The following is a 26,307-nucleotide window of genomic DNA, read 5'->3' as shown; positions in this document are numbered from 1 at the left end:
ACCGTGACCTGCACTTCATGCAAGCATCCCGGAGCCCCGCCCCATGCGTCTCAGCCCTTCCCTGCTAATCACCGCCCTGCTGCCCCTGTTCGCCGGCTGCCAGATGCTGGCCGCCCCACCAAGCGATCCGAACATCGGCACTGTGCGCATGCAGGGCGAATTGAGCGCCGGCGGCGGCCAGTTGCTGTTCAAACCCTGCAACGAGTCCCGTCGCTTCGTGATCAAGGATGTGGCCGGCACCGGCATTTTGCAGGAAGCCGCGAATCTGGCCGACGACGCCGGTGACAAATTGTTCGCCGATGTGCGGGGGCGCCTGACCGGCAGCAAGCAGGCCGACAACGACGGCCAGCTCGAGGTACGCCGCCTGTACCGTCTGGAACCGTCCACCCGCGCCTGCGAAGACCCTAACTTCAAGCAACTGACCCTGCGCGCCAGCGGTCATGAGCCCGAGTGGGACGTCAAGGCCAGCGGCAAAGGCATGGTGCTCAACCGCATTGGCAAGGAACCATTGCCGCTGCCCTTTCTGGAAGAGGAAGTGCCCGGCGGCGGCCTGACCTTGACCAGCGAAGCCAACGGGCAGCATGTGGAACTGTGGGTTGCCCCGCAGCGTTGCGTCGATACTGCCACCGGTGCCGTGCGCCACCTGCGCGCCGAGCTGCGCATCGATGGCCAGACCCTGCAGGGCTGCGGCTACTACGGCGGTGCACGCGACAACTGATCGCCGGGCACTTTTATCCTGCCAGTCAGGGCGGCGAACAGCTTATACTTGGCGGTTTGTGTAAAGCCGCCGGCCGCCCATGGCCGGGATACTGGACCCTGCCATGCTACGAATCACCGAACTGAAGCTGCCCCTGGACCATCCCGACGAAGCGCTGCGCGAAGCCATTGTCCAGCGCCTGGGCATCCGCGATGAGCAACTGCTCAGCTTCAACCTGTTCAAGCGCAGCTACGATGCGCGCAAGAAGAACAGCGAACTGCTGTTCATCTACACCATCGACCTTGAAGCCAGCAACGAAGCAGAGCTACTAGGCAAGTTCGCTGACGATCGCAACATCAGCGTCGCGCCGGATGTCACCTACAAGTACGTTGGCCACGCCCCTGCCGACCTGCAAGAGCGCCCGATCGTGGTCGGTTTCGGCCCGTGTGGCATCTTCGCCGGCCTGCTGCTGGCTCAGATGGGCTTCAAGCCGATCATCCTCGAGCGTGGCAAGGAAGTGCGCCAGCGCACCAAGGACACCTGGGGCCTGTGGCGCAAGAGCGTGCTCAACCCCGAGTCCAACGTGCAGTTTGGCGAAGGCGGTGCCGGGACCTTCTCCGACGGCAAGCTGTACAGCCAGATCAAGGACCCGCTTCACCATGGCCGCAAAGTGCTCGAAGAGTTCGTCAAGGCCGGTGCACCGGACGAGATCCTCTACATCAACAAGCCGCACATCGGTACCTTCCGCCTGACCGGCATGGTCGAGCAAATGCGCCAGGACATCATCGCCATGGGCGGTGAAGTGCGCTTTCAGGAGAAGGTCACCGACCTGCTGATCGACGATGGCCAACTGAGCGGTGTGGTGTTGGAGAGCGGCGAGCAGCTGCAGTCGCGCCACGTGGTGCTTGCCCTGGGCCACAGCGCCCGTGACACCTTCCGCATGCTTCATGGTAAGGGCGTGTTCATGGAAGCCAAGCCGTTCTCGGTGGGCTTCCGTATCGAGCACCCACAAACGTTGATCGACAAGGCACGCCTTGGCAAGTATGCCGGCCACCCGAAACTGGGTGCCGCTGACTACAAGCTGGTGTACCACGCCAAGAATGGCCGCTCTGTGTACAGCTTCTGCATGTGCCCCGGCGGTACCGTGGTCGCTGCCACCAGCGAACCTGGCCGCGTCGTTACCAATGGCATGAGCCAGTATTCGCGTAACGAGCGCAACGCCAACTCCGGCATCGTGGTCGGTATCGACCCTGAGCGCGATTACCCGGGGGGCCCGCTGGCGGGTATCGAACTGCAGGAGCGCCTGGAGGCGCACGCCTATGTGATGGGCGGCAGCAACTACCAGGCACCTGCGCAGCTGGTCGGTGACTTCGTGGCCGGCAAACCGTCCACAGCGCTAGGCAGCGTCGAGCCGTCGTACAAGCCGGGCGTCACCCTGGGTGACCTGGCACCGAGCTTGCCGGACTTCGCCATCGAGGCCATCCGCGAGGCGCTGCCAGCCTTCGATCGACAGATCAAAGGCTACAACCTGCATGATGCAGTGCTGACCGGCATCGAAACACGCACCTCCTCGCCGCTGCGCATCACCCGCGGCGAGGATTACCAGAGCCTGAACGTGAAGGGGCTGTTCCCTGCAGGTGAAGGTGCCGGGTACGCCGGGGGCATTCTCTCGGCGGGTGTTGATGGCATTCGCATTGCAGAGGCCGTGGCGCGGGATATGCTCGGGCTGTAAGCCGGTCCCCGCAGAGACAGCGCTGAACCTGTGAACAGCGCTGCCCCGGGAGCCGGATTACCGGCGACAGGGCCAGGACAGGCAAATAAAAAACCCCGAACGGGCATGGCCAGTTCGGGGTTTTGTTTTTGCCGCGATCAGTGCGTAACGCGGCTGGTACCGTCGACAGTCATGATGCGCACACGCTCACCGACGCGGAAGATTTCGTTCTCCTGCACGGCCTGCACATAGGCGCGCATGCTGCCATCGTCCTCACGCACGGTGATTTCGACACCTTGGGTGCGGGTGATGCCTTCCTCGGCAGCTGAACCCGCCAGGCCACCGGCCACTGCACCGATTACCGCTGCAACGATACTGCCGCGGCCACCACCAATGGCGCTGCCGGCAACACCACCGACGATTGCGCCTGCACCGCCGCCGATAGGGGTTTTGGTGCCTTCGATCTTGACCGGACGCAGGGACTCGATAGTACCCATGCGCACGGTCTGCACGCGACGGGCTTCATCACGGGAGTAGCTGTCGCCGGTCAGGCTCGAAGCACAGCCGCCCAACAACAACGACATGGTGGTAAAGGTCGCCACCAGCAAAGCGGATTTACGCATGGGTAAAGTCTCCATAAGTCAGGTGTCCATTAGACGCTGCACCTCGACGGCTGTCACGGTAGCAAAGCCATAAAATTATTTCCGTTCAGCTACGGTACAGTCTCCGAGCCGGGCCTGGAAATCTAGACAGAGGATAGTCAGGGTTTACTGCATTGAAGTGGTGACAGCATGCACGGGGCTACCGAGCAGCCCCATGAACGTCAGGGAGCCAGGCGCTCGCGTGCCCATTGGCCATCGACCCACCGATAGTTCAGCCGGTCATGCAACCGGCTCGCCCGCCCTTGCCAGAACTCGATGCGCTCCGGCAGCAGGCGGTAACCTCCCCAATGCTCGGGGCAGTGGGGCTGGGTATCGGAGAACCGGGCCTCAGTGGCCTTCACCAGCCCTTCGAGCGCCTCACGGCTGGCAATCACCCGGCTTTGCGGGGAAGCCCAGGCCCCAAGGCGGCTACCCAGCGGGCGGACCTGGTAATAGTCATCCGACTCTTGGGGCGTAACCTTTTCCACACGCCCCTCAATGCGCACCTGACGCTCCAGCGCCGGCCAAAAGAAGGTCATGGCAGCGTAGGGGTTGGCCTGGAGTTGCTGGCCCTTGGCGCTGTCGTAGTTGGTGAAGAAGGTGAAACCTCGGTCGTCGAGCCCTTTGAGCAACAAGACGCGGCAATGGGGACGGCCATCACCGTCGACCGTGGCGAGGGTCATGGCATTGGCCTCCACCGGTGGCTGCTCGGTCTTTACCGCATCGGCGAACCATTGATGGAACAGAGCGAACGGCTCGCCCGGCGCCTGGGCTTCAGCCAGGCCATCACGGGTGTAGTCGCGGCGCATATCGGCCAGGGATTGGGTCATGGCTGCGTTTCCTTGACGATCAGTTGGTCTTCGCAGGGCTATTGGCGGCTACTTTTTTCTCGGCGGTAGCTTTCTTGGCTGCGGGCTTGGCCGGCGCAGCTTTCTTTTTGGCGGTGGTTTTAGCAGGTGCCTTGGCTTTGGCTACAGGCTTTTTGGCAGCAGGTTTGGCCGCAGCCTTGGCGGCTGGCTTGGTATCAGCTGCCTTGGTAGCGGGTGCCTTGGTGTCCTGGACAGCAACCATCGAGGCAGGTGCCGGCGCTGGCCGCTGATATTTAGCCATCAGGGCAAGCATGGTGTTCTGCGGTGTCAGCAGCATCTCCACGCGACGGTTCAGGGCACGGCCTTCAACGCTGTCGTTCGCTGCGCGTGGCATTTCCGAGCCCATGCCTTTGAGCGACAGGCGGTCACGCTTCAAGCCGCTCAAGCGGAAGATCGCCGACACGGAAGCGGCGCGCTCCAGGCTGAGCTTCTGGTTGGTAGCAGCAGCGCCGCTGGTGTCGGCGTGGCCCAGCACCAGCACGGCAGTCTTGGGGTCGCCTTCGACGGCTTTGGCCACACGGGTAATCGGGCCCAGGCTCATAGGCAGCAGCATGTTAGGACGATCAGGGTTGTAGGAGCTGTCAGCCGGGATGGTCACAACCAACACATTCTCACGGCGCTCCAACTCCAATTTGCTGTCCTTGATCGCTTCACGCAGTTTTGGCTCGTACTGGTCGAGCCAGGCCTGGGTGGCCTTTTCGTCGATTTTTGGTACAACCGGGCCCTTGGCCTGCTTGTCGTCACCGCCAAAGGGCCACCACCACCGGCTGGCGCTCTCGGACTTGGCATCGGCCTTGGCGACTTTTTCGGTGACGGCCTGCTTCACTTCCTGCTCGGCGACCTCGTCCGAACCGAATGGCCACCAGCTGCTGAGGCCGCCCTTCGAGGCATCTTGGGAATGGCTGGCGCAGCCGGTCATAGCGGTCAGGCACAGGGCGAGAGCTAAGGTTTTATGTGAAGACATCAGCGATACACCATGAAATAGAAAGAGATTTTGCCCACACACTTGAGGCGTTGGCATTGAGGATAGTCAAAGGGGTTGCGCAATACCCGCGTTACCCGATCAAAGGCAAGTACCAAGGACACGCACCAGTTGCTGGGCTCTTGGGTCCATGAGCACGTAAGGGCCGAGGGTATTGACCACGAAACCGAAAGCAACGTCGTGCTCGGGGTCGGCAAAACCGACCGAACCACCTGCGCCGGGATGCCCAAAGGCCCGCGCACCCAGGCCGAATGTGGCGTTGGCCACTGCGGGCTGGTCAAGCATGCAGCCAAGGCCGAAACGGGTCTGGGTCAGCAGGGTACGATCCTCGCCGATGCTGTGTTCACGCGTCAGTTCATCGAGCAATTCAGACTCGAGCAGGCTGCCGTCGAGCAGGCCGGCATAGAAACCCGCCAGGCTACGGGCATTGCCGTGACCGTTGGCCGCCGGTTGCTGCATGCGGCGCCACTCAGGCTTGTTGGTACTGGTGAGGATGGCCGGCGGGTTGGTGAACGCACGGGTAGACAACGCTTCGGGCTCACGCATGGTCACCTGCAGCAAGCGCTGGGCGGCAGCATCGCCGGCGTTGCCCTTGCCGCGTGCGATATGGGCCACGCGATGGAATTCTTCGTCTGCCAGGCCTACATGGAAGTCCAGCCCCAGCGGCCGCGCGGTACGCGCCACAATCGACTCCCCAGGGCCACGGCCATCGGCGCGACGGATCAACTCGCCGATCAGCCAGCCGTAGGTGATGGCGGCATAGCCGTGCGCTGTACCAGGCGTCCACCAAGGTGTCTCGGCGGCCAGCGCATCGACCATGGCTTGCCAGTCATACAGGGCCTCTGCTGGCAGCAGTTCGCGGATGGCGGGCAAACCCGCTCTGTGGCTGAGCAGTTGGCGCAGGGTGACGCTCTCTTTGCCTGCCTGGGCAAACTCGGGCCAGTAGCGCGCCACCGGAGCATCCAGCGCCAGCTTGCCTTCACCGACCAGCTGCAGCGCCGTGACGGCAGTGAAGGTCTTTGTGCAGGAGAAGAGATTGGCGATGGTATCGCTGTGCCAGGCCTGCTGGCCGTCTTTGTCGGCGCTGCCCGCCCAAAGGTCGATTACAGTCTCGCCACCGACCTGGATGCACAGCGCCGCGCCGCGCTCCTGGGGATCATCGAACAATGCCGCAAACGCTTCACGCACTGCCTCGAACTTCAGCTCATAGTGACCCTGGATCTGCACCCGCCCGTTCTCCGTTCGACCTTGCTGAAAAAGGGGTGCATTGTTTCAGTAGTTGGCGGTTTTGCCTACTGGGCAAGGCTGGATGATCACGCAGAAAAGCGCCCTTTTCAGGGCGCCTCGTCGGTTGGCGCCCCCGTGGTAGAGCCCCCTTCGTGCAACAGGCTGCTCAACTGACCAACGGCCTTCCGGTTACTCTTGCGCACCGCCTCGACAAAATCCGGATACGGCGTATCGGTGATCGCCACCAACCCAAGGTGCCCGTTTTCGCCATCGAGCAAACGCCCGCTGGCAGGCTGGTCGAGATATTGGAACCAGTGAGCGCCGACGATCATCGGCTGCGCCAATGCCGCCTTGAGGAAGTTGCCGTAGGCCGGGCCACGATCCTCTTCACGCGCCACTTCCACCGGCCCCGGCCAGAAAGGCCCACGGTCACGAGAACCGAACTGGAATTCGGACACCAGCACCGGCTTGTCCAGCTCCGCCAGCTGGGCGAAGTCGTAGCCGTCATCGGGTTTGAGGGTATAGAAGTTGAAGCTCAGCACATCGCAGAACTCGGCGCAGGCCTTGACCGCTTCGGGTGTGCTGACGGCAAAGCGCCCGCCCAGCAGAAGGTGGTTGGGCGCATGCCAGTTCAGCGAATCGGCGATGGTCTTGAAATAGGTTTCGGCGAACACCTGCTGGAAGTGCTGGTAATCGCGTTCGATCTCAGGGTGCTCGGGGTTGGGCAGCGGCGCCTCGAAGCCTGGGTCTTCCATCAATTCCCAGGCTTGCAGGTCAATGCCCCAGGCCTTGGACAGCCCCTGCTGGTTACGGTACTTGTCGCGCAGTTGCTTGAGGAAGGCACGCTTGGCCGGCACATCGGTTGTCAGACGCAGGGTGCCATAGGCAAGGCCGTAACGGGCCTTGGGGTCATTACCAGGCGCAGCCCAGGCCAGCTCGTTATCGGCAAAGTAACCGATCAGCCAAGGATCATCCCGGTGGTCACGGGCGGCGATGGCCACAGCACGCTCGGTGGCCATGGCGAAACGCGGATCGAACGGGTCGGGCATGCGCCCCCACCAGTCCATGCCTGTGCTGATGCTGGCATAGTCACCGACGATCGACAGCGGCAGGGTATAGGGCATGCGTTTGGCCTGGCCGAGTTCAGGGTCGCTCCAGTTGCCCAGGGTATTGAAGCCCCAGGCCTGCAAACGATCGAGCGTATGTGCCTGCCAACGAGCGGTATCCAGCGAAGGCGGCGGACAGGGCGCGGCAGGTTGCACCTCCCCCCCTGCCGGGCAAGGCTTGCCATGGGCGCGGTGGATGTTGGCCGCATAGAAGTCGAACCAGCGCCCCTTCTTGAAGTTGCGCCCCTGCGACGATGCATTGCCATCATCGTTGTTGCCCTCGCCATAAAAGGCGCCAAGTGCGTCACCTTCGCCCGGTAGCACACCAAACATCCCTTCGCGGCCGGCGACATAGGTACGCCCGCCATCGGCAGCCACTGCATTGACGCCCAACGAGTAAAACGGATGGCCATCGGGGGTTACCAGGTGCCAGCGGCCGTCACGTTTTTCCGTACGGAAGAAACCCTTGGCCTCGAACGCCGGCCCGGCAAGCAGGCCGCCGTAGCTGTCCAGCTGTTGCTTGTGATGCTCGGCCAGCCAGGCCTTGAGCTGTTGCAGCTCACGGTTGTCAGCAGCCTTCAGTTGTTCATCGTTGACCACCTTCTCGGGCCAGCGGCCGCGAGTGGACTGGCCGTAAGCGTCGATCAGTGCGTGGTAGGCCGCCTGGTAGGCAAGGTCATCGTCCTGGATACCGACCTTTTCGATCAGCAGGTTCTGCGCAACCTTGGGGCCGGGAATGCTCAAGCTGACGGATACCACCTGCTTGAGATCGACCTCACCGGCGCTGCTGGTCAGCAGCAACCGTTGCCCTTCATGGTTCCAGGGCATCGGTGGGCCGGCGCGCATGCCCTGGCTCAGAGGGGAGCTGGCCTTGAGCGGCACCATGACCGTCTGCGCAGGCCCTGCAGGCAGGTCGATACGGCTGGTCAGAGTACGGCCATCGCTGCCCAGCACCGTGACATCGACGGTCAGTGCCCAGTCCATGGCACTTTGCAGGCGCAAGGTCAGAAACTGCCCGGCCGACCAATCCCATGCACCACTCTGTGGGCTCAGCCGCAGGGTCGGCCGTTCAACCGGGTTGAACACCACCCGCCGCAACACCTCGCCTTCTGCGGTCTGTTCGGCGTTGTACTGCGGCATGCCGGCCCCTTCGGTCGCCACGTTGACGACCGAAGCCGGGCGCACGAAGCTGAACAGCGTCTGCTGCCCGGCCATTGCAGGCGTGCTGAGCAACAGGGTGAGAACAGCAGGCAAGGTGCGGCGGATCATAGGGCTCAGGCTCTCCTTCCAGGCCCTCATGGGCCCGCGACAGAGTGGTGGACAACGGGCCGGCACATCATGCTCCGGCCTTCAGGAAATCTCCCGCCGGAAGGGCGGCAGCGCATTGAGAATAGCCTTGCCGTAGCGTTGAGTGACCAGACGCCGGTCAAGCAAGGTAATGACGCCCCGGTCCTGCTCGGTACGCAGCAGGCGACCGCAGGCCTGAATCAGCTTCAACGATGCATCGGGCACGGCAATTTCCATGAAGGGGTTGCCACCGCGGGCCTCGATCCACTCGGCCAGTGCCGCCTCGACCGGATCGTCAGGCACGGCAAAGGGGATCTTGGCGATCACCACATGCTCGCAATAGGCACCAGGCAGGTCGACGCCCTCGGCGAAGCTGGCCAGACCGAACAGCACACTGTGCTGGCCATCATCGACCCGCGCCTTGTGCTTGTTCAGGGTTTCCTGCTTGGACAGGTTGCCCTGAATCAGCACCAGCTTGCGCCAGTCGCGGTCCAGGCCGTCGAAGACTTCCTGCATCTGTTTGCGCGAGGAGAACAGCACCAGCGCACCGCGGGCGTCTTCGACGATGTTCGGCAGCTCGCGGATGATCGCAGCGGTATGCGCCGCAGCATCGCGCGGGTCAGCCTTGAGGTCGGGCACCCGCAGCAGGCCGGCATCGCCATGCACGAACGGGCTGGGCACCACGCAGGTCACCGCATCGCGCGGTAGCCCCGAGCGCATGCGGAAGCGGTCGAACTTGCCCAGCGCGGTAAGCGTCGCCGAGGTTACCAGCGCGCCATGGGCAACGCTCCACAGGCTACGCCGCAGCATTTCGGCAGCCAGAATGGGGCTGGCGTTGACCTCGATGTCGAACAGCGCGCCGCTTTCGGCCAGGGTCAACCAGCGGGCCATGGGCGGGCTGTCTTGCGGGTCCTCGGCAGTGAAGGCGGTCCACAGCTCCCAATTGCCTTGGGCGCGGGTGACCAGGCTGCCGAACAAGGGGTACCACTCTTCGGCCTGATGGCTGGCAATACCGATGTTGACCTCGCCGTCCATGCCTTCCTTGAGCAGGTCGGCCAGACGGGTGAACAGGTCGTTGAGGCGAGCGAAGCCCTTTTTCAGCTCGATGCCGACTTCGCGGATCTGCTCGGGTACCACGCCGCCTTCGAAGCGATAGCGCGGGCGCTCTCGCCCCTCCACGTCTTCGCTGGGGCGAAAGTCGGCGACTTGCTCGCACAAGGTGAACATGAACTGTTGCTGGGTGCGGATTTCCCGCGCCAGCTCCGGCACCTGCTCGATCAGCTTGCCCAGATCGCCCGGCAACGGGTGCTGGGCCAGCAGTTTGGTCAGGTTCTTGGCAGTCTGCTCCAGCCAGTCGGCAGTGGAGCGCAAGCGCGAAAAGTGGGCGAAGTGGCCGATGGCCTTGTCGGGCAGGTGGTGACCTTCGTCGAACACATACATCGTGTCACGCGGGTCAGGCAGTACCGCGCCGCCACCCAGGGCCAGGTCGGCCAGGACCATGTCGTGGTTGGTGACGATCACATCGACCTTGCCCATGCCTTCGCGGGCCTTGTAGAACACGCACTGCTGGAAGTTCGGACAGTGGCGGCCTGTACATTGGCTGTGGTCGGTAGTCAGCCGCGCCCAGTCCTGGTCTTCCAGGGCCTCGGGCCAGCTGTCACGGTCGCCGTCCCAGCGATTGCCGGCGAGCTTCTCGATCATGCTGTTGAACAGCTTCTGGCTGCGCTCGTCGACCTCGATGTGAAAGCCCTCTTCCTCGAACAGCTGCGCAGTGGCCGATTGCGCATGGCCCTCCTGCAGCAGGATGTCGAGCTTGGACAGGCACAGGTAGCGGCCGCGGCCCTTGGCCAGGGCGAAGCTGAAGTTCAGGCCGCTGCTGCGCATGAGGTCGGGCAGGTCCTTGAAGACGATCTGCTCCTGCAGGGCCACGGTCGCGGTGGCGATTACCAGGCGCTTGCCAGCAGCCTTGGCGGCGGGGATTGCGGCCAGGCTATAGGCGACCGTCTTGCCGGTACCGGTACCCGCCTCGACCGCGACCACGGCAGGCTCGCCCGCGCGGCGGCCTTCATCGTCGCAGGCAATGTCGCCCAGGACCTTGGCCACTTCGGCGATCATCAGGCGCTGGCCATAACGCGGCTTGAGGCTCTTGGCTTCGAGAAAACGCGAGTAGGCGCCCTGGATGGTGGCTTTGAGTTCGTTGCTGATCATGGTCTGCAGGCGCCCGAAGGGCTGGATATATTTTCAGTGTTTCGCATGGGGCGGCTATCATACCCCGCTATTGCCCATTGTGCCGCATGGAGATCCGGATGCTTGCCTTTGCCCTCCCCTACACACTGCATGTACTGGCCGCCCTTGTGTGGGTCGGCGGCATGTTCTTCGCCTGGCTGGTGCTGCGCCCGGCAACGGTTGCAGCCCTTGAGGGGCCTGCCCGGCTTCGGCTCTGGGTGGAAGTTTTCCGACGCTTCTTCAGATGGGTCTGGCTGGCAGTAGCCATTCTGGCGATAAGTGGTATCGGCATGTTGCACATGCGCTTCAACGGTTTCGAGACAGCCCCCAGGTATGTACAGGTGATGATGGGGGGCGGGATCGCCATGTTCGCGCTGTTCATGCGTATCCAGGCGCTGTTGCTGCCTGAGCTGAAGGCTGCGGTGCAAGCCGAAGACTGGGCCGCAGGCGCCGCGGCGCTAGGCCGGATCCGGCGCATGGTGGGGGCCAACCTCCTGCTGGGGCTGGCGGTGGTGGCGGTAGCCAGTTCGCGGTTACCGGCATAGCAGCGCAGCGCCGTGGTCAGCCACGGCGCGTCAGCTCTGCCTGCCGCGGTATGGACATCACATGGAAAATACCCGTCAGCAGTATCTGCAAACGATCGAACCAGCGGTGGCTGCGCCCACGCAAGCTGCCGTTGAAAAACAGCACTTCCAGAACGTGCAGCCCCAGCAAGGCAATACCCGCAGCATTGATCAACAGATTGAACGGCAGGGGCTGTGGCAGCATCTGGTTGAACAGCACCACGCCCCAGAAAGCGATGGTCAGGGTTTTACCCACTCCCAAAATGAATTTCATCTGCCGCTCCCATCGCTGCTCAGTTAAGGTGCAGGTCCACCCGCCGGTTTTGCGCACGGCCTTGTTCGGTGTCGTTTTCTGCCACCGGCTCGCTAGCCCCGCGCCCCTCGCTCGTCACCTTCTGCGGTGCCAGGCCCTGGCTGATCAAATACTGTGCGACGCTGGCAGCGCGCCGCTCGGAGAGTGCCTGGTTGTAACTGTCGGACCCGACATTGTCGGTATGGCCGACTACCTTGATCCGCGATACACCCAGCTCGTTGAGCCTGGGCAACAGGCTTTGCAGCCGTTGCTGGCTACCCGCCGTCAAGTCGGCAGAGTCGAATGCGAACATCACCTGGCCCTGGTCGTCGAGGGAGATCACCTGGGGCTGGGGGTCGGGTGCAGGTTGGCTGGGCGGATACTGCGGCAGCGGGCAGCCCATGTGGTCGACCGCCGTGCCAGCAGGCGTGTCAGGGCAACGGTCACGGCGATCGAAGACACCATCCTCATCTTCATCCCCATCCTGGGCGTAACAGATCAGGCCGCCGGCGATCGCCCCCAGGGCGCCACCGCCTGCAGCCCAGCTCGAGCTTTCGATAGCGCCCAGGCCACCGCCGGCCAGCCCACCGAGCAGGCTGCAGATGGGCCAGGTCCGTTGATTGAGGGGCGCACTGCCGTCACTGTGGGTGGCGCAGCCTGCCAGCAGGCTGGAAACCACCAGCAACGGCAGCGCCGCCTTTGACATGACACTCATGATGAATGCTCCTGTGTCGTTGGCCGCAACCGGCCTACAGGAGTAAAGACGCGCCCGCGCCACTTCTCAAGGCGCGGGCGCACGCCGTCAGCGCTCGATCTTGATCTCGGTGCGACGGTTCATCGAACGCCCATCGGCTGTGGCGTTGTCCGCTACAGGCTGGGTTTCGCCGGCACCGACCACCGACACGAAGCTGGCGCGTGGTACACCGCTCTCGACCAGGTAATCGGTCACCGAGTGGGCACGGCGCTCGGACAGGTTCTGGTTGTAACTGTCGGAGCCAACGCTGTCGGTGTGGCCGGTGACGCTCAGACGAGCGCTCGGCGCTTCCTGCTTCAGGCGTGTGGAAATGGTGTTCAGGCGTTCCTTGTCGGCTGGGGTCAGGCGCGCAGAGTCGAACTCGAAGTGTACGTCTCGGATGACGATGACTTCCTCCTTCTGTACCACGACTTCCTCGACCACAGGCGCCGGCTCGGGCGGACAGCCATTGGCATCGACCTGCACACCACGCGGAGTACCTGGGCACTTGTCACGGCTGTCCGGCACGCCATCACCATCCTCGTCACCATCGCCGTTGGCCCAGCAATAACCAGCTGCCAGGCCACCACCCAGCAACGCACCCCAGCCAGCCCAGCTGGAGCTTTCGATGGCGCCCAGGGCAGCGCCGCCCACGCCCCCGACGGCAGCACACTTCGGCCAGTCGGTTTTCTGCAAACCTGCACAACCAGTCAACACACTGGTGAGCAGTACCAGGGGTATCGCTGTGCGTACTATGCTCATTTCGTAGCTTCTCCTAGGGGGAATCGGCATAAGGCCGATCCATGGGAGTAAAGACCGCGCTTCTCATCCCTGCCAGCAATAAGCCACGACACGGTCATACGGCGCTTTGCCCACGGCCGACAGCCCGTTAGTCTTGGAAGACCTGAACGAGGATTGGCAATGACCGACGGTTTTTCCCAACGTACACCCCAGCAGGCCCTGGCGGCCCTGCTGGAGCGTTTCACCCCGCAACGTCTGCTGCTGGTAGGCACGCGCTTTCCTGCCTTGGATGCGTTTGCCCAAGCACACCCGCAGGTGACGATCGAGACCTGCCAGCCAGGCGCGCTTGCAGCGCATGTTGCCGCACAGCGCTTCGACCTGGCATTGCTGGTGGATTGCCTGGAGCACTTGCCCAAACGCGCTGGCCTGGAACTGCTTGGCGGCATCCGCAACCTCAACGCCAGCCGTGTCGCCGTGCTGGCCGACATGCGCGCCTGTGGCTGGCAGGAGACCGATTTTTTTGCCCTGGCCCTGTCGGCCAGCGAGAAATTCCGCCGCGACGAGCAGGTCTTGAGCCTGTTCACCTATGATCTACATGACTACAAGCAGGTCCCCGACTGGCTCAACGCCAGGTTCTGGGCCAACCCTGAAAACTTCGGCAAGTACTGGTGGTGATGAATGAGTGTCTCGGTTTGCCCTTGTGGCAGCGGTAACCTGCTGGACGCCTGCTGCGGGCACTACCACGCCGGCACCCCGGCCCCGGATGCCCAGGCACTGATGCGCTCGCGCTACAGCGCCTACGTGCTCGGCCTGATCGATTACCTGGTAGCTACCACCTTGCCAGCCCAGCAGGCTGGCCTGGATCGTAACGCAATTGCGGCCTGGAGCGCCCAGAGCACCTGGCTTGGCCTGGAGGTGGAGAACGCCGAGGTGCTCGGTGGCCAGCCTGAACATGCCTTTGTCACGTTCACTGCGCGCTGGCACGATCTGGAGGGTGATCACCAGCACCGCGAGCGCTCCGCCTTCGTGCAGCATGACGGGCGCTGGTACTTCATCGACCCGACCGTCGAACTCAAGGCTGGCCGCAACGACCCCTGCCCCTGCAACAGCGGTCAGAAATTCAAGAAGTGCTGCGCCAGTTATTGGGGCAACCGAGCGTGATCGCCCTGGCCCGCCTGTTCCTGCTCAGCGCTCTGCTGACGTTGCTGGCGGGCTGCGCGATATGGGGTGACGATGACTGGCGCGCCCCGCAGGTGCACCTGGTCAAGGTCGAAACAGTCAAGGCACGCTTGCTGGAGCAGGAGTTCGTCTTGCACCTGCGTGTCGACAACCCTAATGACAGCCGCCTGTTCATTCGTAACCTGGCTTATTCGGTCTGGCTCAACGACCTGATGCTGGTGGAGGATCAGGCCAGTGTCTGGCGCAGCGTCGGCGGACATGCCCGGCGCACCTTCAAGATCACCGCGCGGACCAATCTTTGGCGCCAGCTCAAGCCGTTGGCCAAACTGCTCAAGAGCGAGCAGCCGCTGCACTACCGCCTGCAGGGCGAGCTCGAGACCGGGCTGCTTATCCACCGGGACCTGCACTTATCGCGCAGTGGTGAGATAATCCCCGGTGATTTCATACCGGAGTAACCCTGCAATGACTCAACAACCCCATGTTCATGGCCCCGACTGCAACCACGGACACGATCATCACCACGATCACGACCACGGCCATGTGCACGGCCCGCATTGCAATCACGGCCATCAGGAGCCGGTTCGCAATGCGTTGAAAGACGTCGGCCGCAACGACCCGTGCCCGTGTGGCAGCGAGAAGAAATTCAAGAAGTGCCACGGGGCCTGATCAAGCCGTAAACGGCAAGCTTCAAGCTGCAGGAAAAAGCAGGCCCGCACCTCATGCAGCTTGAAGCTACCGACCGCTGGTAAATAAAGCTTCACGGCACCTTGCACGGCGCCTGCGCGCTCACTACCTTAGCGCCATTCAAACCCCGCCACGCCTTGCAGGAGCCCTTGTCATGGCCGCCCCCGTCCTTCCTCCCTTCCGCCCGCGGTTCGCCACCGCTGCCACCCTGCTTGGCATGCTCGGGCTTGCCGGTTGCCAGATGGGCGGCTATCAGGACAGTGTGCCACCGACAACAGGCGTGCAGCCGCTCAAAGGCCTGGCGCAGAATGTTTCGGTACGCCGCAACGCCATGGGCGCACCGTTGATTGAAAGCAGTAGCTTCCATGATGCACTGTTCAGCCTCGGCTACGTCCACGCCGGCGACCGTATCGAGCAAATGCTCGCCATGCGCCTGCTGGCCCAGGGCCGCCTGGCGGAACTGGCTGGAAGCGAGGCGCTGGACATCGACCGCCTGATGCGCGCCGCCAACCTCAAGCACAGCGCCACCCAGCTGTACGCCGATGCTTCGCCCCGGCTCAAGCGCTTCTTCGAGGTCTACGCCCGCGGGGTCAACGCCTACCTGTTCCGCTACCGCGAAAAACTGCCGGGCAACCTCGCCAGCAGTGGCTACCGCCCGGAATACTGGAAGCCCGAAGATTCGGCGCTGATCTTCAGCCTGTATGCCTTCAGCCAGTCGGTGAACCTGCAGGAAGAACTCAGCGCCCTGACCCTGGCGCAAAAGGTCGGCAGCGATAAGCTGCCTTGGCTGCTGCCTGGCGCGCCAGACGACCCCCTTGCTGAAGCTGAGGCGGAAAAGCTGAAGGGTCTGAACCTGAGCAGCCAACTGCCGGGCCTGACTGCGCTGGCAGCCGCCAGCCAGAAACTCGCCGACCTCAACCTGCTCGGCAACCCCGGGTCGGCCAACCTGGCCCTGGGCCCGCAACGCAGCCGCAGCGGCAAAAGCCTGTTGGCCAGCGACAGCCGCGCAGCCTGGGCCCTGAGCCCGGTGCAGATCCACACCAGTAAGTACCAGGTTGCGGGCCTGTCGTTGCCAGGCCTTCCCATCGTCCTGGCCGGCTACAACGGCAAGCTGGCGTGGAGCAGCAGCGCGGTAATGGCCGACAACCAGGACCTGTTCCTTGAACGGCTGCGCCATCAGGGCAGCCAGGTCAGCTACCTGGCCGACGGCAAGTGGTTACCCGCTCGCGCACGCAGCGAAACCTTCTTCGTCCGTGGCCAACGCCCGCTGCGCGAAGTGATGTACGACACACGCCATGGCACCCTGCTCGCCCAGACCGGCAGCCCCAGCCTTGGTCTGGCCCTTAACTTACCGCAGCCCAAGGCTGATCGCAGCCTGGATGCGCTGTTCGACCTGACCCGAGCGCAAACTGTGGAACGCGCGTTTGACAGCACCCGCGAGGTCGCGGTTGCCGCACTCAACTTCGTGTTTGCCGAACCTGAGCATATTGGCTGGCAGGTCAGTGGCCGCTACCCGAACCGCCGTGAGGGCCAGGGCCTGCTGCCATCCCCGGGCTGGGAGGGTCGCTACGACTGGGACGGTTACGCCGACCCGATGCTGCACCCCTACGACCAGGACCCGCCGGCCGGCTGGATCGCCCATGCCAACCAGCGCAGCTTGCCACGCGGCTACGGCATGCAGCTGTCCAACACCTGGTATTACCCCGAACGCGCCGAACGCCTGGGCGAGCTGGCCGACAATGGCCGTCACGACAGCCGCAGCCTGATGGCCCTGCAGAACGACCAACAGACACCCCTGGCCGACAAGCTCAAGCAGATGTTCGACGCCCCTGGCATGGCCCAACCGCTCAAGCAAGCGATCGACACCCTGCCAGCCGCCCAGCGCGACAAGGCCCGCGACGCGCTGGCCCGCCTCAAGGCGTTCGATGGCCGCCTGAGCCCGGTATCAGCGGATGCCGCGCTGTATGAACTGTTCCTCCAGGAAGTGGCGCGCCAGACCTTCCTCGACGACCTCGGCCCGCAATCCAGCACTGCCTGGCAGGCGTTCGTCAGCAATGCGCGCCTGTCTTACTCGGCCCAGGCCGACCATCTGCTTGGCCGCGAAGACAGCCCGTTCTGGGATGACCGCACCACCGCGCAGAAGGAAGACAAACCGGCCATCCTGGCCCGGAGTCTGGCCGCTGCCGTGGATGCTGGTACAACCCAGCTAGGTACCGACCGCCGCGCCTGGCAATGGGGCAAATTGCACCAATATCGTTGGCCTGCCCCTGCTTACCACGGCCTGGGCGATGTGCTCAGCAGATCGCCACAGGCGGCTGGCGGTGACTTCAGCACCCTTGCCCTGACGCCTTATGCGTCGGGCAGCGATTTCGACACCCGCCTGCCGGCCTCGGCACGCATGATCGTCGACTTTGGCCAGGCAGAACCACTACAGGTACTGACCAGTACTGGACAATCCGGTAACCCGGCCAGTGCCCATTACAGCGATGGGCTCGATGCCTGGTTCAAGGGTCGGTTCATGAGCCTGCCAATACAGCCGCAGCATTTTACCCGGGCCTATGGCAACCAGCGGCTGACCCTGGTACCAGGACGATAGGTCCAGGGTTTCCATCTGCATCCCTTCAGCCTCGGCGCTTAGCATCCTTTCTTGCCGCGCTCGCTCAGACAGCGAGTGCGGTCAACCCATCAAAAAAGGATGTTCAGCATGAGCAAAGAAACCCTCACGATCGAAGTATCCTGGCCTGCATCGCTGGCCGTGCCGGAGGGCAGCACCATTGATATTCAGCTGTGGGTCGGTAACGACAAGGCAGGCTACAGCATGATCGACGGCGATTTCTCGACGCCAGCAAACGCGTCGCCAGCCACCCTCGAAATCGCTTACGACAGTGAAGACCTGCAGAGCCACGACGGCACCACCACCTGGGACTACTTCCATACCTCCCCACGGCTGGTGCATGGCGGCTTCATCAAGAACATCGCCTACGCCGAAAAAATCAGCGTGGCGCAGACCAAAGGCGCGGCCTGGAAAATGGCCCTGCGCTGAATAGCCCGCAGCCAGCCCTGACGTGCAGGGCTGGCTGCCAACACCACGCGAACTTCCACACCCCGCTGATGCTCTGAGCCTGTAAGCCCTCTTGCCAGGCATCACCATGGATCTCGTCATCGCCCGCCCCGAAGGCCTGTACTGCCCGCCCGGTGATTTTTACATCGACCCTTGGCGACCCGTTGAGCGCGCCATCATCACCCACGGCCATGGCGATCATGCCCGTCGTGGCAACACTCATTACCTGACCGCCGCCCCGGGGGCCGGCATCCTGCGCAGCCGCCTGGGCCAGGATATCGACCTACTGGCCCTGCCCTACGGCGAGCGTATCCGCCACCACGGCGTCACCCTGAGCCTGCACCCGGCCGGGCACGTACTGGGCTCGGCACAGGTGCGCCTGGAACATGAGGGCGAAGTCTGGGTTGCCTCCGGGGACTACAAAGTCGAGCCGGATGGCACCTGTACTCCGTTCGAGCCAGTGCGCTGTCACACATTCATCACCGAGTCGACCTTCGGCCTGCCCATCTACCGCTGGCCCAGCCAGGCACAGGTATTTGCGGGGGTGAATGAATGGTGGCGGGCCAATCGCGACCAAGGCAAGGCCAGCGTGCTGTTCTGCTATGCCTTCGGCAAGGCCCAACGAATACTTCATGGCCTGGATCCGAGCATCGGGCCGATCCTGGTACATGGCGCAGTAGAGCCGCTGAACCAGGTATACCGAGAGGGCGGAGTACACCTGCCACAAACCCTTTATGCCGGTGATATTCCCCGTAATGACCCGCTCATTCGCCAGGCCATCGTGTTGGCGCCCCCCTCTGCCGCCGGCAGCAGCTGGATGCGTCGCTTCGGCGATTACAGCGATGCCTTCGCCAGTGGCTGGATGCTGCTGCGCGGCACGCGACGCCGGCGCGGCGTAGACCGCGGCTTCGTCCTCTCCGACCATGCAGACTGGCCTGGGCTGCTATGGGCCATTGACCAGACCGGTGCCGAGCGGGTCATGGTCACCCACGGTTCGGTCAACGTGCTGGTACGCTACCTCAGCGAGCGTGGCCTCGATGCCCGTGCGTTCGTTACCGAGTACGGTGACGAAGACGACACACCAGCAACGGAGGCTGAGGCATGAAGGCCTTTGCCCAGCTCTACCTGCGCCTGGATGCCACCACCTCCAGCAATGGCAAACTGCAAGCATTGCGCGACTACTTTGCCGCAGCCCCCGCCGAGGATGCCGCCTGGGCTGTCTATTTCCTCTCCGGTGGCCGACCACGGCAGTTGGTGCCCACCCGGGTGCTACGCGAACTGGCAACGGCATTGGCCGGACTGCCGGGCTGGTTATTCGACGAAAGCTATCAGGCCGTGGGCGACCTGGCGGAGACCATCTCTCTGTTGCTGCCTGAAAACCAGCAAGGTAGCAAGAGCGGGCTGGCCCATTGGGTCGAAACCCATCTGCTCCCACTGCGTGGGCTGCCCGCCGAAGAGGTCCAGCAGCGCCTGCCGCCACTGTGGGCAGAGTTGGATCGCCCCAGCCTGATGCTGTGCCTGAAGCTGATCACCGGCAGCTTTCGCGTGGGCGTGTCCAAGCTGCTGGTCACCCGGGCACTGGCGCAGCTGGCCGGGCTGGATGCCAAACGCATAGCTCAGCGCCTGGTCGGCTATACCGACATCAGCCATCGCCCGACAGCCAACAGTTACCACAAGCTGATCGCCGCTGAATCGGCCGATGAACATAGCCAGCGCGGTGGCCAACCTTACCCGTTCTTCCTGGCGCATGCCCTGCAGGCCCCCCTCGAACAGTTCGACGCCCTGCTCGGCCCGCCCAGCGCCTGGCAGATCGAATGGAAGTGGGATGGCATCCGCGCACAAGTGGTCAAGCGCGATGGCCAGGTGTGGGTGTGGTCACGCGGCGAAGAGCTGGTCACCGACCGCTTCCCGGAGCTGCACGGCCTGGCGCAGAACCTTCCCGACGGCGTCGTGCTCGACGGTGAGATCCTGGTCTGGAAGCCTGATTCGGGCAACGACCAGGCACTGGCCGTACAACCTTTCGCGCTACTGCAGCAGCGCATTGGCCGCAAGACGCTGGGCAAGAAGCTGCTGGCCGATGCTCCGGTGGTACTACAGGCCTACGACTTGTTGGAGTGGCAAGGCGAGGACTGGCGTAATCACCCCCAACATGAGCGACGCCAGCAATTGCAGCGGCTCGTCGAAGACTACCCCTTGGCCCCAATACTGCTATCGCCTCTACTCGAAGGGAAGGATTGGCACGCGCTTGCCATCCAGCGCGACCGATCGCGCAGCCTGGGGGTCGAGGGTCTGATGCTCAAGCAGCGCGATGCGTTGTACGGGGTGGGCCGGACCAAGGACATGGGGGTGTGGTGGAAGTGGAAGATCGACCCGTTCAGCGTGGATGCGGTGCTGATCTATGCCCAGCGCGGCCACGGCCGGCGTGCCAGTCTTTACAGTGACTACACCTTCGCGGTCTGGAACGCGCCACCCGGCGCCCCCGAGCGTGCCTTGGTACCTTTTGCCAAGGCCTACTCGGGCCTGAGCGATGAAGAAATGCGCAAGGTCGATGCAATCATTCGCAAGACCACGGTGGAGACCTTCGGACCGGTGCGCAGCGTCAAGCCAACGCTGGTGTTCGAACTGGGGTTCGAGGGCATCGCCCTGTCAAAACGGCACAAGAGCGGGATAGCCGTGCGTTTTCCGCGCATGCTGCGCTGGCGCCTGGATAAGCCTGTGGAGGAGGCCGATGACCTGGCGACCTTGCAGGCGCTGCTCGCCTGAAGAAGTCAACACGGTGAAGCATACTGGCTAAAATTATGCTTCTATCTTTGTGCCGACCCGTGTCGCAGACCGTTTTCGCCACGCAGCCAGGATCACCATGCACCATTCGACACACGACCTGCTCTCGCCCGTACCAGGCATCATTCGCCAACTCCACAGCTTTCACTTCGGCCCGCGCGGTGGCGCCAAAGTGTATATACAGGCCTCGCTGCATGCCGATGAGCTGCCCGGCATGCTGGTGGCTTGGCACCTCAAGCGTCGCCTGGCCGAACTGGAGCAGCAAGGGCGCCTGCGCCGCGAAATAGTCCTGGTGCCGGTGGCCAATCCGGTAGGCCTCGAGCAAGTGATGCTGGACGCACCGCTGGGTCGTTTCGAATTACAGAGCGGCGAGAACTTCAACCGTAACTTCGTCGACCTTTCCGACACCATAGGCGATCAGGTAGAGGGCCATCTGAACCAGGACGCCGACCACAACCTTGAATTGATTCGCGAATACCTGCGCCGTGGCCTGGACGCACATCCGGCACACACCCCCCTGCAGTCTCAGCGCCTGACCCTGCAGCGGCTGGCCTGCGATGCCGACCTGATCCTGGACCTGCACTGCGACTTCGAGGCGGTAGAACACCTCTACACCACCCCGGAAGCCTGGCCTCAGGTAGAGCCGCTGGCCCGCTACCTTGGTGCGCAGGCCAGTTTGCTGGCCACCGACTCAGGCGGGCAGTCGTTCGACGAATGCTTCAGCCTGGTCTGGTGGCAGTTGCAGCAACGCTTCGGCAAGCGTTTCCCGATCCCTTTGGGTAGCGTGTCGGTAACTGTCGAGTTGCGAGGCCAGGCCGATGTCAGCCATGACCTGGCCAGCCATGACTGCCAGGCTATCCTCGATTACCTGATTCACGCCGGAGTAATCGAAGGCCCAGCAGTGCCCTTGCCACCCCTGCCCCGGGCTGCGACCCCGTTGGCCGCCGTCGAGCCGATATCGGCCCCGCTGGGCGGGCTGCTGGTGTATCACGCCCGCCCCGGTCAGTATCTGGAAGCCGGGCAACTGGTCGCTGAAGTCATCGACCCGCTCAGCGACCGGGTGACTGCCGTGCACAACCGTCAGCCTGGTCTGCTGTATGCCCGCAGCGTTCGGCGCATGGCCACGACGGGCATGGTCATCGCACATGTCGCCGGTGAACAGGTGTGTCGCAGCGGCTACCTGCTGGCCAACTGACCCAGTAAAACCAAACCACCGGGCCGGTGGTCAGTAGAAGCACAACCTTCGAAGGACCCGACGGCCCCATGCCAAGCCCTCCTGACATCGCCAATGCCTGGTTTCGCATGCGCGGCTGGAAGCCCTTCGCCTTCCAGCGCCAAGCCTGGGCCGCGGTCGGACGTGGCGAATCGGGGCTGCTACATGCCAGTACCGGCGCAGGCAAGACCTACGCACTCTGGCTGGCCGCACTGCGCACCTTCGCCAAGCCGGGCGCAGGGCGGCAGCCGGCGCCATTGCAGGTCTTGTGGATTACCCCCATGCGCGCGCTGGCGGCCGACACTGCACGTGCATTGCAAGCTCCGCTGGACGACCTTGGCCTGAACTGGAGTGTCGGCGTACGCAGCGGCGACACTGGCAGCGCCGAGCGCGCCCGGCAGGCCCGGCGCCTGCCGAGTACATTGATCACCACACCCGAGAGCCTGACCCTGCTATTGACGCGGGCGAAAGCCTGCGATGATTTCGCCAGCCTGCGCATGGTCGTGGTGGATGAATGGCACGAACTGCTCGGCAACAAACGCGGCGTACAGCTGCAATTGGCCCTGGCACGCTTGCGTCGCTGGCATCCGCAGCTAGTGACCTGGGGGCTATCTGCCACCTTGGGCAACCTGCCGCATGCGCTCGAGGTACTGGTGCCCAAGGGCGGCCGACTGATAAAGGGCCGCCAGGACAAGCGTCTGGTCGTCGATACGCTCCTGCCCGAGGCCATCGAACGTTTTCCCTGGGCCGGGCACATGGGGCTGAAGATGCTCGCTCAGGTTGCCCGTGAGCTCGACACCAGCGCCAGCAGCCTGGTATTCACCAACACCCGTGCCCAAGCCGAACTGTGGTACCAGGCCCTGCTGGACGCCCGTCCCGACTGGGCTGGGCAGATTGCCCTGCACCACGCCTCGCTGGCCCGCGCAACCCGCGACTGGGTGGAACTGAGCCTCAAGCAGGGCACGCTCAAGGCAGTGATCTGTACCTCCAGCCTGGACCTGGGTGTGGACTTTTTGCCTGTGGAACGGGTGTTGCAAATTGGCTCGGCCAAGGGCGTCGCCCGCCTGATGCAACGGGCCGGGCGCTCCGGGCACGCCCCGGGGCGCCAGTCACGGGTCACCCTGGTGCCGACTCACAGCCTGGAGCTGGTCGAGGCAGCAGCCGCTCGCAGTGCACTTACGGCGGGCCATATCGAGGCCCGTCGCTCCCCGCGGCTGTGCATGGATGTGCTGGTCCAGCACCTGGTCAGCATGGCGTTGGGCTGCGGCTTTCGCCCCGCTGAGCTACTCACCGAGGTACGCAGCACATGGGCTTTCTGCGATTTGCGCGACAGCCAGTGGCAGTGGGCACTGGACTTTGTTTGCCACGGCGGCAGCTCGCTCAGTGCCTACCCCGATTACCAGCGCGTCGAGGCCCACAGCGATGGCGTATGGCGGGTCGTCAGCGAGCGCTTGGCGCGGCGCCACCGCATGGGCATCGGCACCATCGTCAGCGACGCCAGCCTGCAGCTCAAGTATTGGAGCAAAGGCGGCGGCGGCAAGCATCTGGGCAGTGTCGAGGAAGCGTTTATCGCCCGCCTGCGTCCAGGCGACACCCTGGTATTCGCGGGCCGGATACTGGAGCTTGTGAGGGTGGAAAACATGACCGCCTATGTACGCCGAAGCAACGCCCGCAAAGCCGCCGTAGCCCGCTGGAATGGCGGGCGCATGCCGCTATCCAGCGAACTGGCCGATGCCCTGGTGGAAAAACTCGACGCCGCAGCCCGCGGCCATTTCGACGATCCGGAAATGCGCACGGTGCGGCCCTTGCTCGCACTCCAAGGCCAGTGGTCGGCCTTGCCTACCACGCAGACGCTGCTGGCCGAAACCCTTGTCACACGCCAAGGTTCACACTTGTTTGTCTACCCGTTTGCCGGGCGCATGGCCAATCTTGGTCTGGCCAACCTGATTGCCTGGCGGGTCAGCCGCAACCAGCCGCTATCGGTATCCATTGCCGTCAGCGACTACGGCTTCGAACTGCTTAGTCCAACCCCTGTCGACTGGGCAAGGTACCTGCCCGCAGCGATGTCCACCGAGCACTTGCTGGAAGATGTACTGGCCAGCCTGAACGCTAGTGAGATGGCCTTGCGGCGCTTTCGCGAAATCGCGCAGATCTCGGGGCTGGTGTTCGGCGGATACCCGGGCGCGCAGAAAAGCACCCGGCAGATCCAGGCTTCCAGCGGGCTGTTCTACGAGGTGTTTCGCAAGCATGACGCCGATAACCTACTGCTTGGCCAGGCGCGGGATGAGGTGCTGCGTGAGGAACTGGAGATCGAACGCTTGCAAGATCAACTGGCCAAGATGAGCAGGCTGCGCCTGGATGTGCGTGAACTGCAACGGCCCGGGCCACTGGCTTTCACGCTACTGGTCGAGGGCATGCGTGAGACCCTGACCACAGAGAAACTGGCCGATCGCATTGCGCGCATGGTCGCGGACCTTGAAAAAGCAGCGAGCAGGAAGGCATGAGTACGCACATCGCCATCGAGCATTGCGGGCAAACACTGTGGTTGATGCCGGACCGCGCGCTGTATTGGCCTGCCCGCCGCGCATTGCTGATCGCTGACGTGCATATCGGCAAAGCCGCCAGTTACCGCGCGCTGCATCAACCCGTGCCGCACGGCACCACCGAAACCACGCTCAAGCGCCTGGACGCCCTGCTGGCAGCCTGTGAGTGCGAGCAATTGATCATTCTTGGCGACTTCCTGCACGCCCGAACAGCACACGCGCCTGCCACGATGGCTCAGTTACAGGCCTGGAGAGAACAGCACGGCAGTTTGCGCATCGTGCTGGTACGCGGCAACCATGACCGCCATGCCGGTGATCCACCAGCCCAACTGGATGTTGAGGTTGAGGAAGAACCTTGGCTGTTGGCACCGTTCGCGCTCCAGCACGAACCGGTCGCCCACCCAGATCACCCCGTGCTCTGCGGCCATGTGCACCCGGTATTCATCCTGCGCGGCCGCGCTCGCCAGCGGCTCAGGCTGCCCTGCTTCGTGATGGACCAGCAAGTCAGCCTGTTACCGGCGTTCGGTGAGTTCACCGGAGGATGGAATGTCGAACCCAGGCAAGAGAGTCGCATCTACCTTGCGGGCACAGATCAAGTCTGGGCCCTGCAAGTCTGATCTCATCAAGCGTTCATGCCACCGGCGCAGGCGGAGGCTCGTCGGGCAGGGTTGGCTCACCCGGTTCCATGGGCGGCGTGTCGCCAGGTTGGGCCGGTTGCGGGGTGTCTGGGTCGGGCTGACCTGGTACGCCACCCAGATGCATCGGAGCAGGATGGGCCAGCAGGGACCACGCCAGCAAGCCGATCTGGTTGGGCTGCAGGACAGCCAGCTTCGCACTGATTGCGGGATCGAGTTTCATGGGCAACTCCTGACGAGGGCCGTCACACTTCATGCATGGCGGCACTGTTCACTAGCTTGGAGTACCAGAGCGAAAACTAATTCCCCGCGCTCGTCGGCTCAGGTGCGAGGCAGGGTGACGCCGCGCTGCCCCTGATACTTACCGCCACGGTCTTTGTAAGACACTTCGCATTCTTCATCGGATTCGAGGAAGAGCATCTGCGCCACGCCTTCGTTGGCATAGATCTTGGCCGGCAAGGTGGTGGTGTTGGAGAACTCCAGCGTCACATGGCCTTCCCACTCTGGCTCGAGCGGGGTGACGTTGACGATGATGCCGCAACGGGCATAGGTGCTCTTGCCCAGACAGATGGTCAGGACGTTGCGCGGAATGCGGAAGTATTCGACGGTGCGGGCCAGGGCAAAGGAGTTCGGCGGGATGATGCAGACATCGCTCTTGACGTCGACGAAGCTGCCGGCGTCAAAGTTCTTCGGGTCGACGGTGGCCGAATTGATGTTGGTGAACACCTTGAATTCGTCGGCGCAGCGCACGTCGTAACCGTAGCTGGAGACGCCGAACGAGATCACCCGGCTGTCGTGCTCGCCGCGCACCTGGCGCTCGACGAACGGTTCGATCATGCCGTGTTCCTGCGCCATGCGGCGAATCCACTTGTCCGATTTGATGCTCATGGCGGGGGTGTCCTGAGAGTTGCGAGGTGAAAAAACGAGAAGCGCATATTACCGGTCCCGGCGCTCAGGTTAAAGTTCCATGCCGCATCCCGCGTCAGATGGGGCTTGGCGTCCGCCGCCGATCTGAATTTCATCAAAGGCCATCTTGGTGATTGGCAGGTTGCGGAAAGTGGGTTAAGGTGACACCACTGTGCTGCACGTGACACCGAGAATCTCTAGTTTGATGCACGATCCTGATCGGCCCAACG

25 protein-coding genes are annotated in these 26,307 nt (G+C 63.3%); 14 read left to right on the top strand and 11 right to left on the bottom strand.

The annotated features are described in order from the left end of the window. Positions 1–43: 43 nt before the first annotated feature. A complete protein-coding gene (locus tag JET17_RS05825; protein ID WP_012313070.1) occupies positions 44–718 on the top strand; it encodes a COG3650 family protein in 675 nt (224 codons plus the stop codon). Positions 719–821: 103 nt separating this feature from the next. Beyond that, positions 822–2,429, top strand: coding sequence for an NAD(P)/FAD-dependent oxidoreductase (locus JET17_RS05820; RefSeq protein WP_012313069.1), 1,608 nt, complete (start codon positions 822–824; stop codon positions 2,427–2,429). 137 nt (positions 2,430–2,566) lie between these two features. Here JET17_RS05820 and JET17_RS05815 read toward each other — a convergent pair whose 3' ends face one another. From JET17_RS05815 to dinG, 6 genes are all read right to left on the bottom strand, one after another. Further along, complete coding sequence (locus JET17_RS05815; RefSeq protein WP_012313068.1) at positions 2,567–3,031, bottom strand: glycine zipper 2TM domain-containing protein; 465 nt, start codon at positions 3,029–3,031, stop codon at positions 2,567–2,569. A gap of 200 nt (positions 3,032–3,231) precedes the next feature. Beyond that, positions 3,232–3,879 carry a pyridoxamine 5'-phosphate oxidase gene (pdxH, locus tag JET17_RS05810; RefSeq protein ID WP_012313067.1) on the bottom strand — a complete coding sequence of 216 codons (648 nt, stop codon included), beginning with the start codon at positions 3,877–3,879 and terminating at the stop codon, positions 3,232–3,234. Positions 3,880–3,898: 19 nt separating this feature from the next. Continuing rightward, positions 3,899–4,882: an OmpA family protein gene (locus JET17_RS05805; protein ID WP_012313066.1), complete on the bottom strand. Its 984-nt coding sequence runs from the start codon at positions 4,880–4,882 to the stop codon at positions 3,899–3,901. 99 nt (positions 4,883–4,981) lie between these two features. Beyond that, complete coding sequence (locus JET17_RS05800; RefSeq protein ID WP_012313065.1) at positions 4,982–6,127, bottom strand: EstA family serine hydrolase; 1,146 nt, start codon at positions 6,125–6,127, stop codon at positions 4,982–4,984. Between the two features lie 107 nt (positions 6,128–6,234). After that, on the bottom strand, positions 6,235–8,502 hold the full coding sequence (locus tag JET17_RS05795; protein WP_012313064.1) for a beta-galactosidase: 2,268 nt from the start codon (positions 8,500–8,502) through the stop codon (positions 6,235–6,237). A gap of 81 nt (positions 8,503–8,583) precedes the next feature. After that, complete coding sequence (gene dinG, locus JET17_RS05790; protein WP_012313063.1) at positions 8,584–10,728, bottom strand: ATP-dependent DNA helicase DinG; 2,145 nt, start codon at positions 10,726–10,728, stop codon at positions 8,584–8,586. A gap of 98 nt (positions 10,729–10,826) precedes the next feature. On the opposite strand from dinG, the gene JET17_RS05785 reads away from it, so the two are divergent. Beyond that, positions 10,827–11,291 carry a CopD family protein gene (locus tag JET17_RS05785; RefSeq protein WP_012313062.1) on the top strand — a complete coding sequence of 155 codons (465 nt, stop codon included), beginning with the start codon at positions 10,827–10,829 and terminating at the stop codon, positions 11,289–11,291. Between the two features lie 16 nt (positions 11,292–11,307). On the opposite strand, the gene JET17_RS05780 is transcribed toward JET17_RS05785, so the two are convergent. From JET17_RS05780 to JET17_RS05770, 3 genes are all read right to left on the bottom strand, one after another. Continuing rightward, positions 11,308–11,583, bottom strand: coding sequence for a DUF1145 domain-containing protein (locus JET17_RS05780; RefSeq protein WP_012313061.1), 276 nt, complete (start codon positions 11,581–11,583; stop codon positions 11,308–11,310). A 19-nt stretch (positions 11,584–11,602) separates the two neighbouring features. Beyond that, positions 11,603–12,316: an OmpA family protein gene (locus tag JET17_RS05775; RefSeq protein WP_012313060.1), complete on the bottom strand. Its 714-nt coding sequence runs from the start codon at positions 12,314–12,316 to the stop codon at positions 11,603–11,605. An 87-nt stretch (positions 12,317–12,403) separates the two neighbouring features. Further along, a complete protein-coding gene (locus tag JET17_RS05770; RefSeq protein WP_012313059.1) occupies positions 12,404–13,096 on the bottom strand; it encodes an OmpA family protein in 693 nt (230 codons plus the stop codon). A gap of 159 nt (positions 13,097–13,255) precedes the next feature. Between JET17_RS05770 and JET17_RS05765 the strand changes: the two genes are divergently transcribed. The 11 genes from JET17_RS05765 to pdeM all read left to right on the top strand — a co-directional run bounded on the left by JET17_RS05765 (position 13,256) and on the right by pdeM (position 25,153). Continuing rightward, positions 13,256–13,750: a DUF6231 family protein gene (locus JET17_RS05765; protein WP_012313058.1), complete on the top strand. Its 495-nt coding sequence runs from the start codon at positions 13,256–13,258 to the stop codon at positions 13,748–13,750. A 3-nt stretch (positions 13,751–13,753) separates the two neighbouring features. Beyond that, positions 13,754–14,236 carry a YchJ family protein gene (locus JET17_RS05760; RefSeq protein ID WP_012313057.1) on the top strand — a complete coding sequence of 161 codons (483 nt, stop codon included), beginning with the start codon at positions 13,754–13,756 and terminating at the stop codon, positions 14,234–14,236. Continuing rightward, positions 14,233–14,709: an LEA type 2 family protein gene (locus tag JET17_RS05755; protein WP_012313056.1), complete on the top strand. Its 477-nt coding sequence runs from the start codon at positions 14,233–14,235 to the stop codon at positions 14,707–14,709. The genes JET17_RS05760 and JET17_RS05755 overlap by 4 nt, the downstream gene beginning before the upstream one ends. A gap of 7 nt (positions 14,710–14,716) precedes the next feature. Continuing rightward, positions 14,717–14,920, top strand: a complete 204-nt coding sequence (locus tag JET17_RS05750) for an SEC-C metal-binding domain-containing protein (RefSeq protein WP_012313055.1) — start codon at positions 14,717–14,719, stop codon at positions 14,918–14,920. 172 nt (positions 14,921–15,092) lie between these two features. Continuing rightward, positions 15,093–17,534 (top strand): penicillin acylase family protein, encoded by a 2,442-nt coding sequence (locus tag JET17_RS05745; protein WP_012313054.1) that lies wholly within the window; start codon positions 15,093–15,095, stop codon positions 17,532–17,534. A gap of 108 nt (positions 17,535–17,642) precedes the next feature. After that, positions 17,643–17,981, top strand: a complete 339-nt coding sequence (locus JET17_RS05740; RefSeq protein ID WP_012313053.1) for a hypothetical protein — start codon at positions 17,643–17,645, stop codon at positions 17,979–17,981. 106 nt (positions 17,982–18,087) lie between these two features. Further along, positions 18,088–19,104, top strand: coding sequence for a ligase-associated DNA damage response exonuclease (locus JET17_RS05735; protein ID WP_012313052.1), 1,017 nt, complete (start codon positions 18,088–18,090; stop codon positions 19,102–19,104). Beyond that, positions 19,101–20,762: an ATP-dependent DNA ligase gene (locus JET17_RS05730; protein WP_012313051.1), complete on the top strand. Its 1,662-nt coding sequence runs from the start codon at positions 19,101–19,103 to the stop codon at positions 20,760–20,762. Before JET17_RS05735 ends, JET17_RS05730 begins: the two co-directional genes overlap by 4 nt. A 97-nt stretch (positions 20,763–20,859) precedes the next feature. Beyond that, on the top strand, positions 20,860–21,975 hold the full coding sequence (locus tag JET17_RS05725) for a succinylglutamate desuccinylase/aspartoacylase family protein (RefSeq protein WP_012313050.1): 1,116 nt from the start codon (positions 20,860–20,862) through the stop codon (positions 21,973–21,975). 68 nt (positions 21,976–22,043) lie between these two features. Then, positions 22,044–24,497: a ligase-associated DNA damage response DEXH box helicase gene (locus JET17_RS05720; protein WP_012313049.1), complete on the top strand. Its 2,454-nt coding sequence runs from the start codon at positions 22,044–22,046 to the stop codon at positions 24,495–24,497. Then, the gene (gene pdeM / locus JET17_RS05715) at positions 24,494–25,153 is read left to right on the top strand and encodes a ligase-associated DNA damage response endonuclease PdeM (protein ID WP_012313048.1); all 660 of its coding nucleotides are present in this window, start codon (positions 24,494–24,496) and stop codon (positions 25,151–25,153) included. The genes JET17_RS05720 and pdeM overlap by 4 nt, the downstream gene beginning before the upstream one ends. Before the next feature lie 13 nt (positions 25,154–25,166). On the opposite strand, the gene JET17_RS05710 is transcribed toward pdeM, so the two are convergent. Together JET17_RS05710 and dcd are read right to left on the bottom strand one after the other, a co-directional pair. Continuing rightward, positions 25,167–25,394 (bottom strand): hypothetical protein, encoded by a 228-nt coding sequence (locus JET17_RS05710; protein WP_012313047.1) that lies wholly within the window; start codon positions 25,392–25,394, stop codon positions 25,167–25,169. Between the two features lie 98 nt (positions 25,395–25,492). Beyond that, a complete protein-coding gene (gene dcd, locus JET17_RS05705; protein ID WP_012313046.1) occupies positions 25,493–26,059 on the bottom strand; it encodes a dCTP deaminase in 567 nt (188 codons plus the stop codon). Positions 26,060–26,307 lie beyond the last annotated feature (248 nt).

It is taken from the genome of Pseudomonas putida (genome assembly GCF_016406145.1).
GTDB classification, from domain to species: Bacteria; Pseudomonadota; Gammaproteobacteria; order Pseudomonadales; family Pseudomonadaceae; genus Aquipseudomonas; species Aquipseudomonas putida_E.
This window is presented reverse-complemented; position numbering and strand designations above follow the sequence as displayed.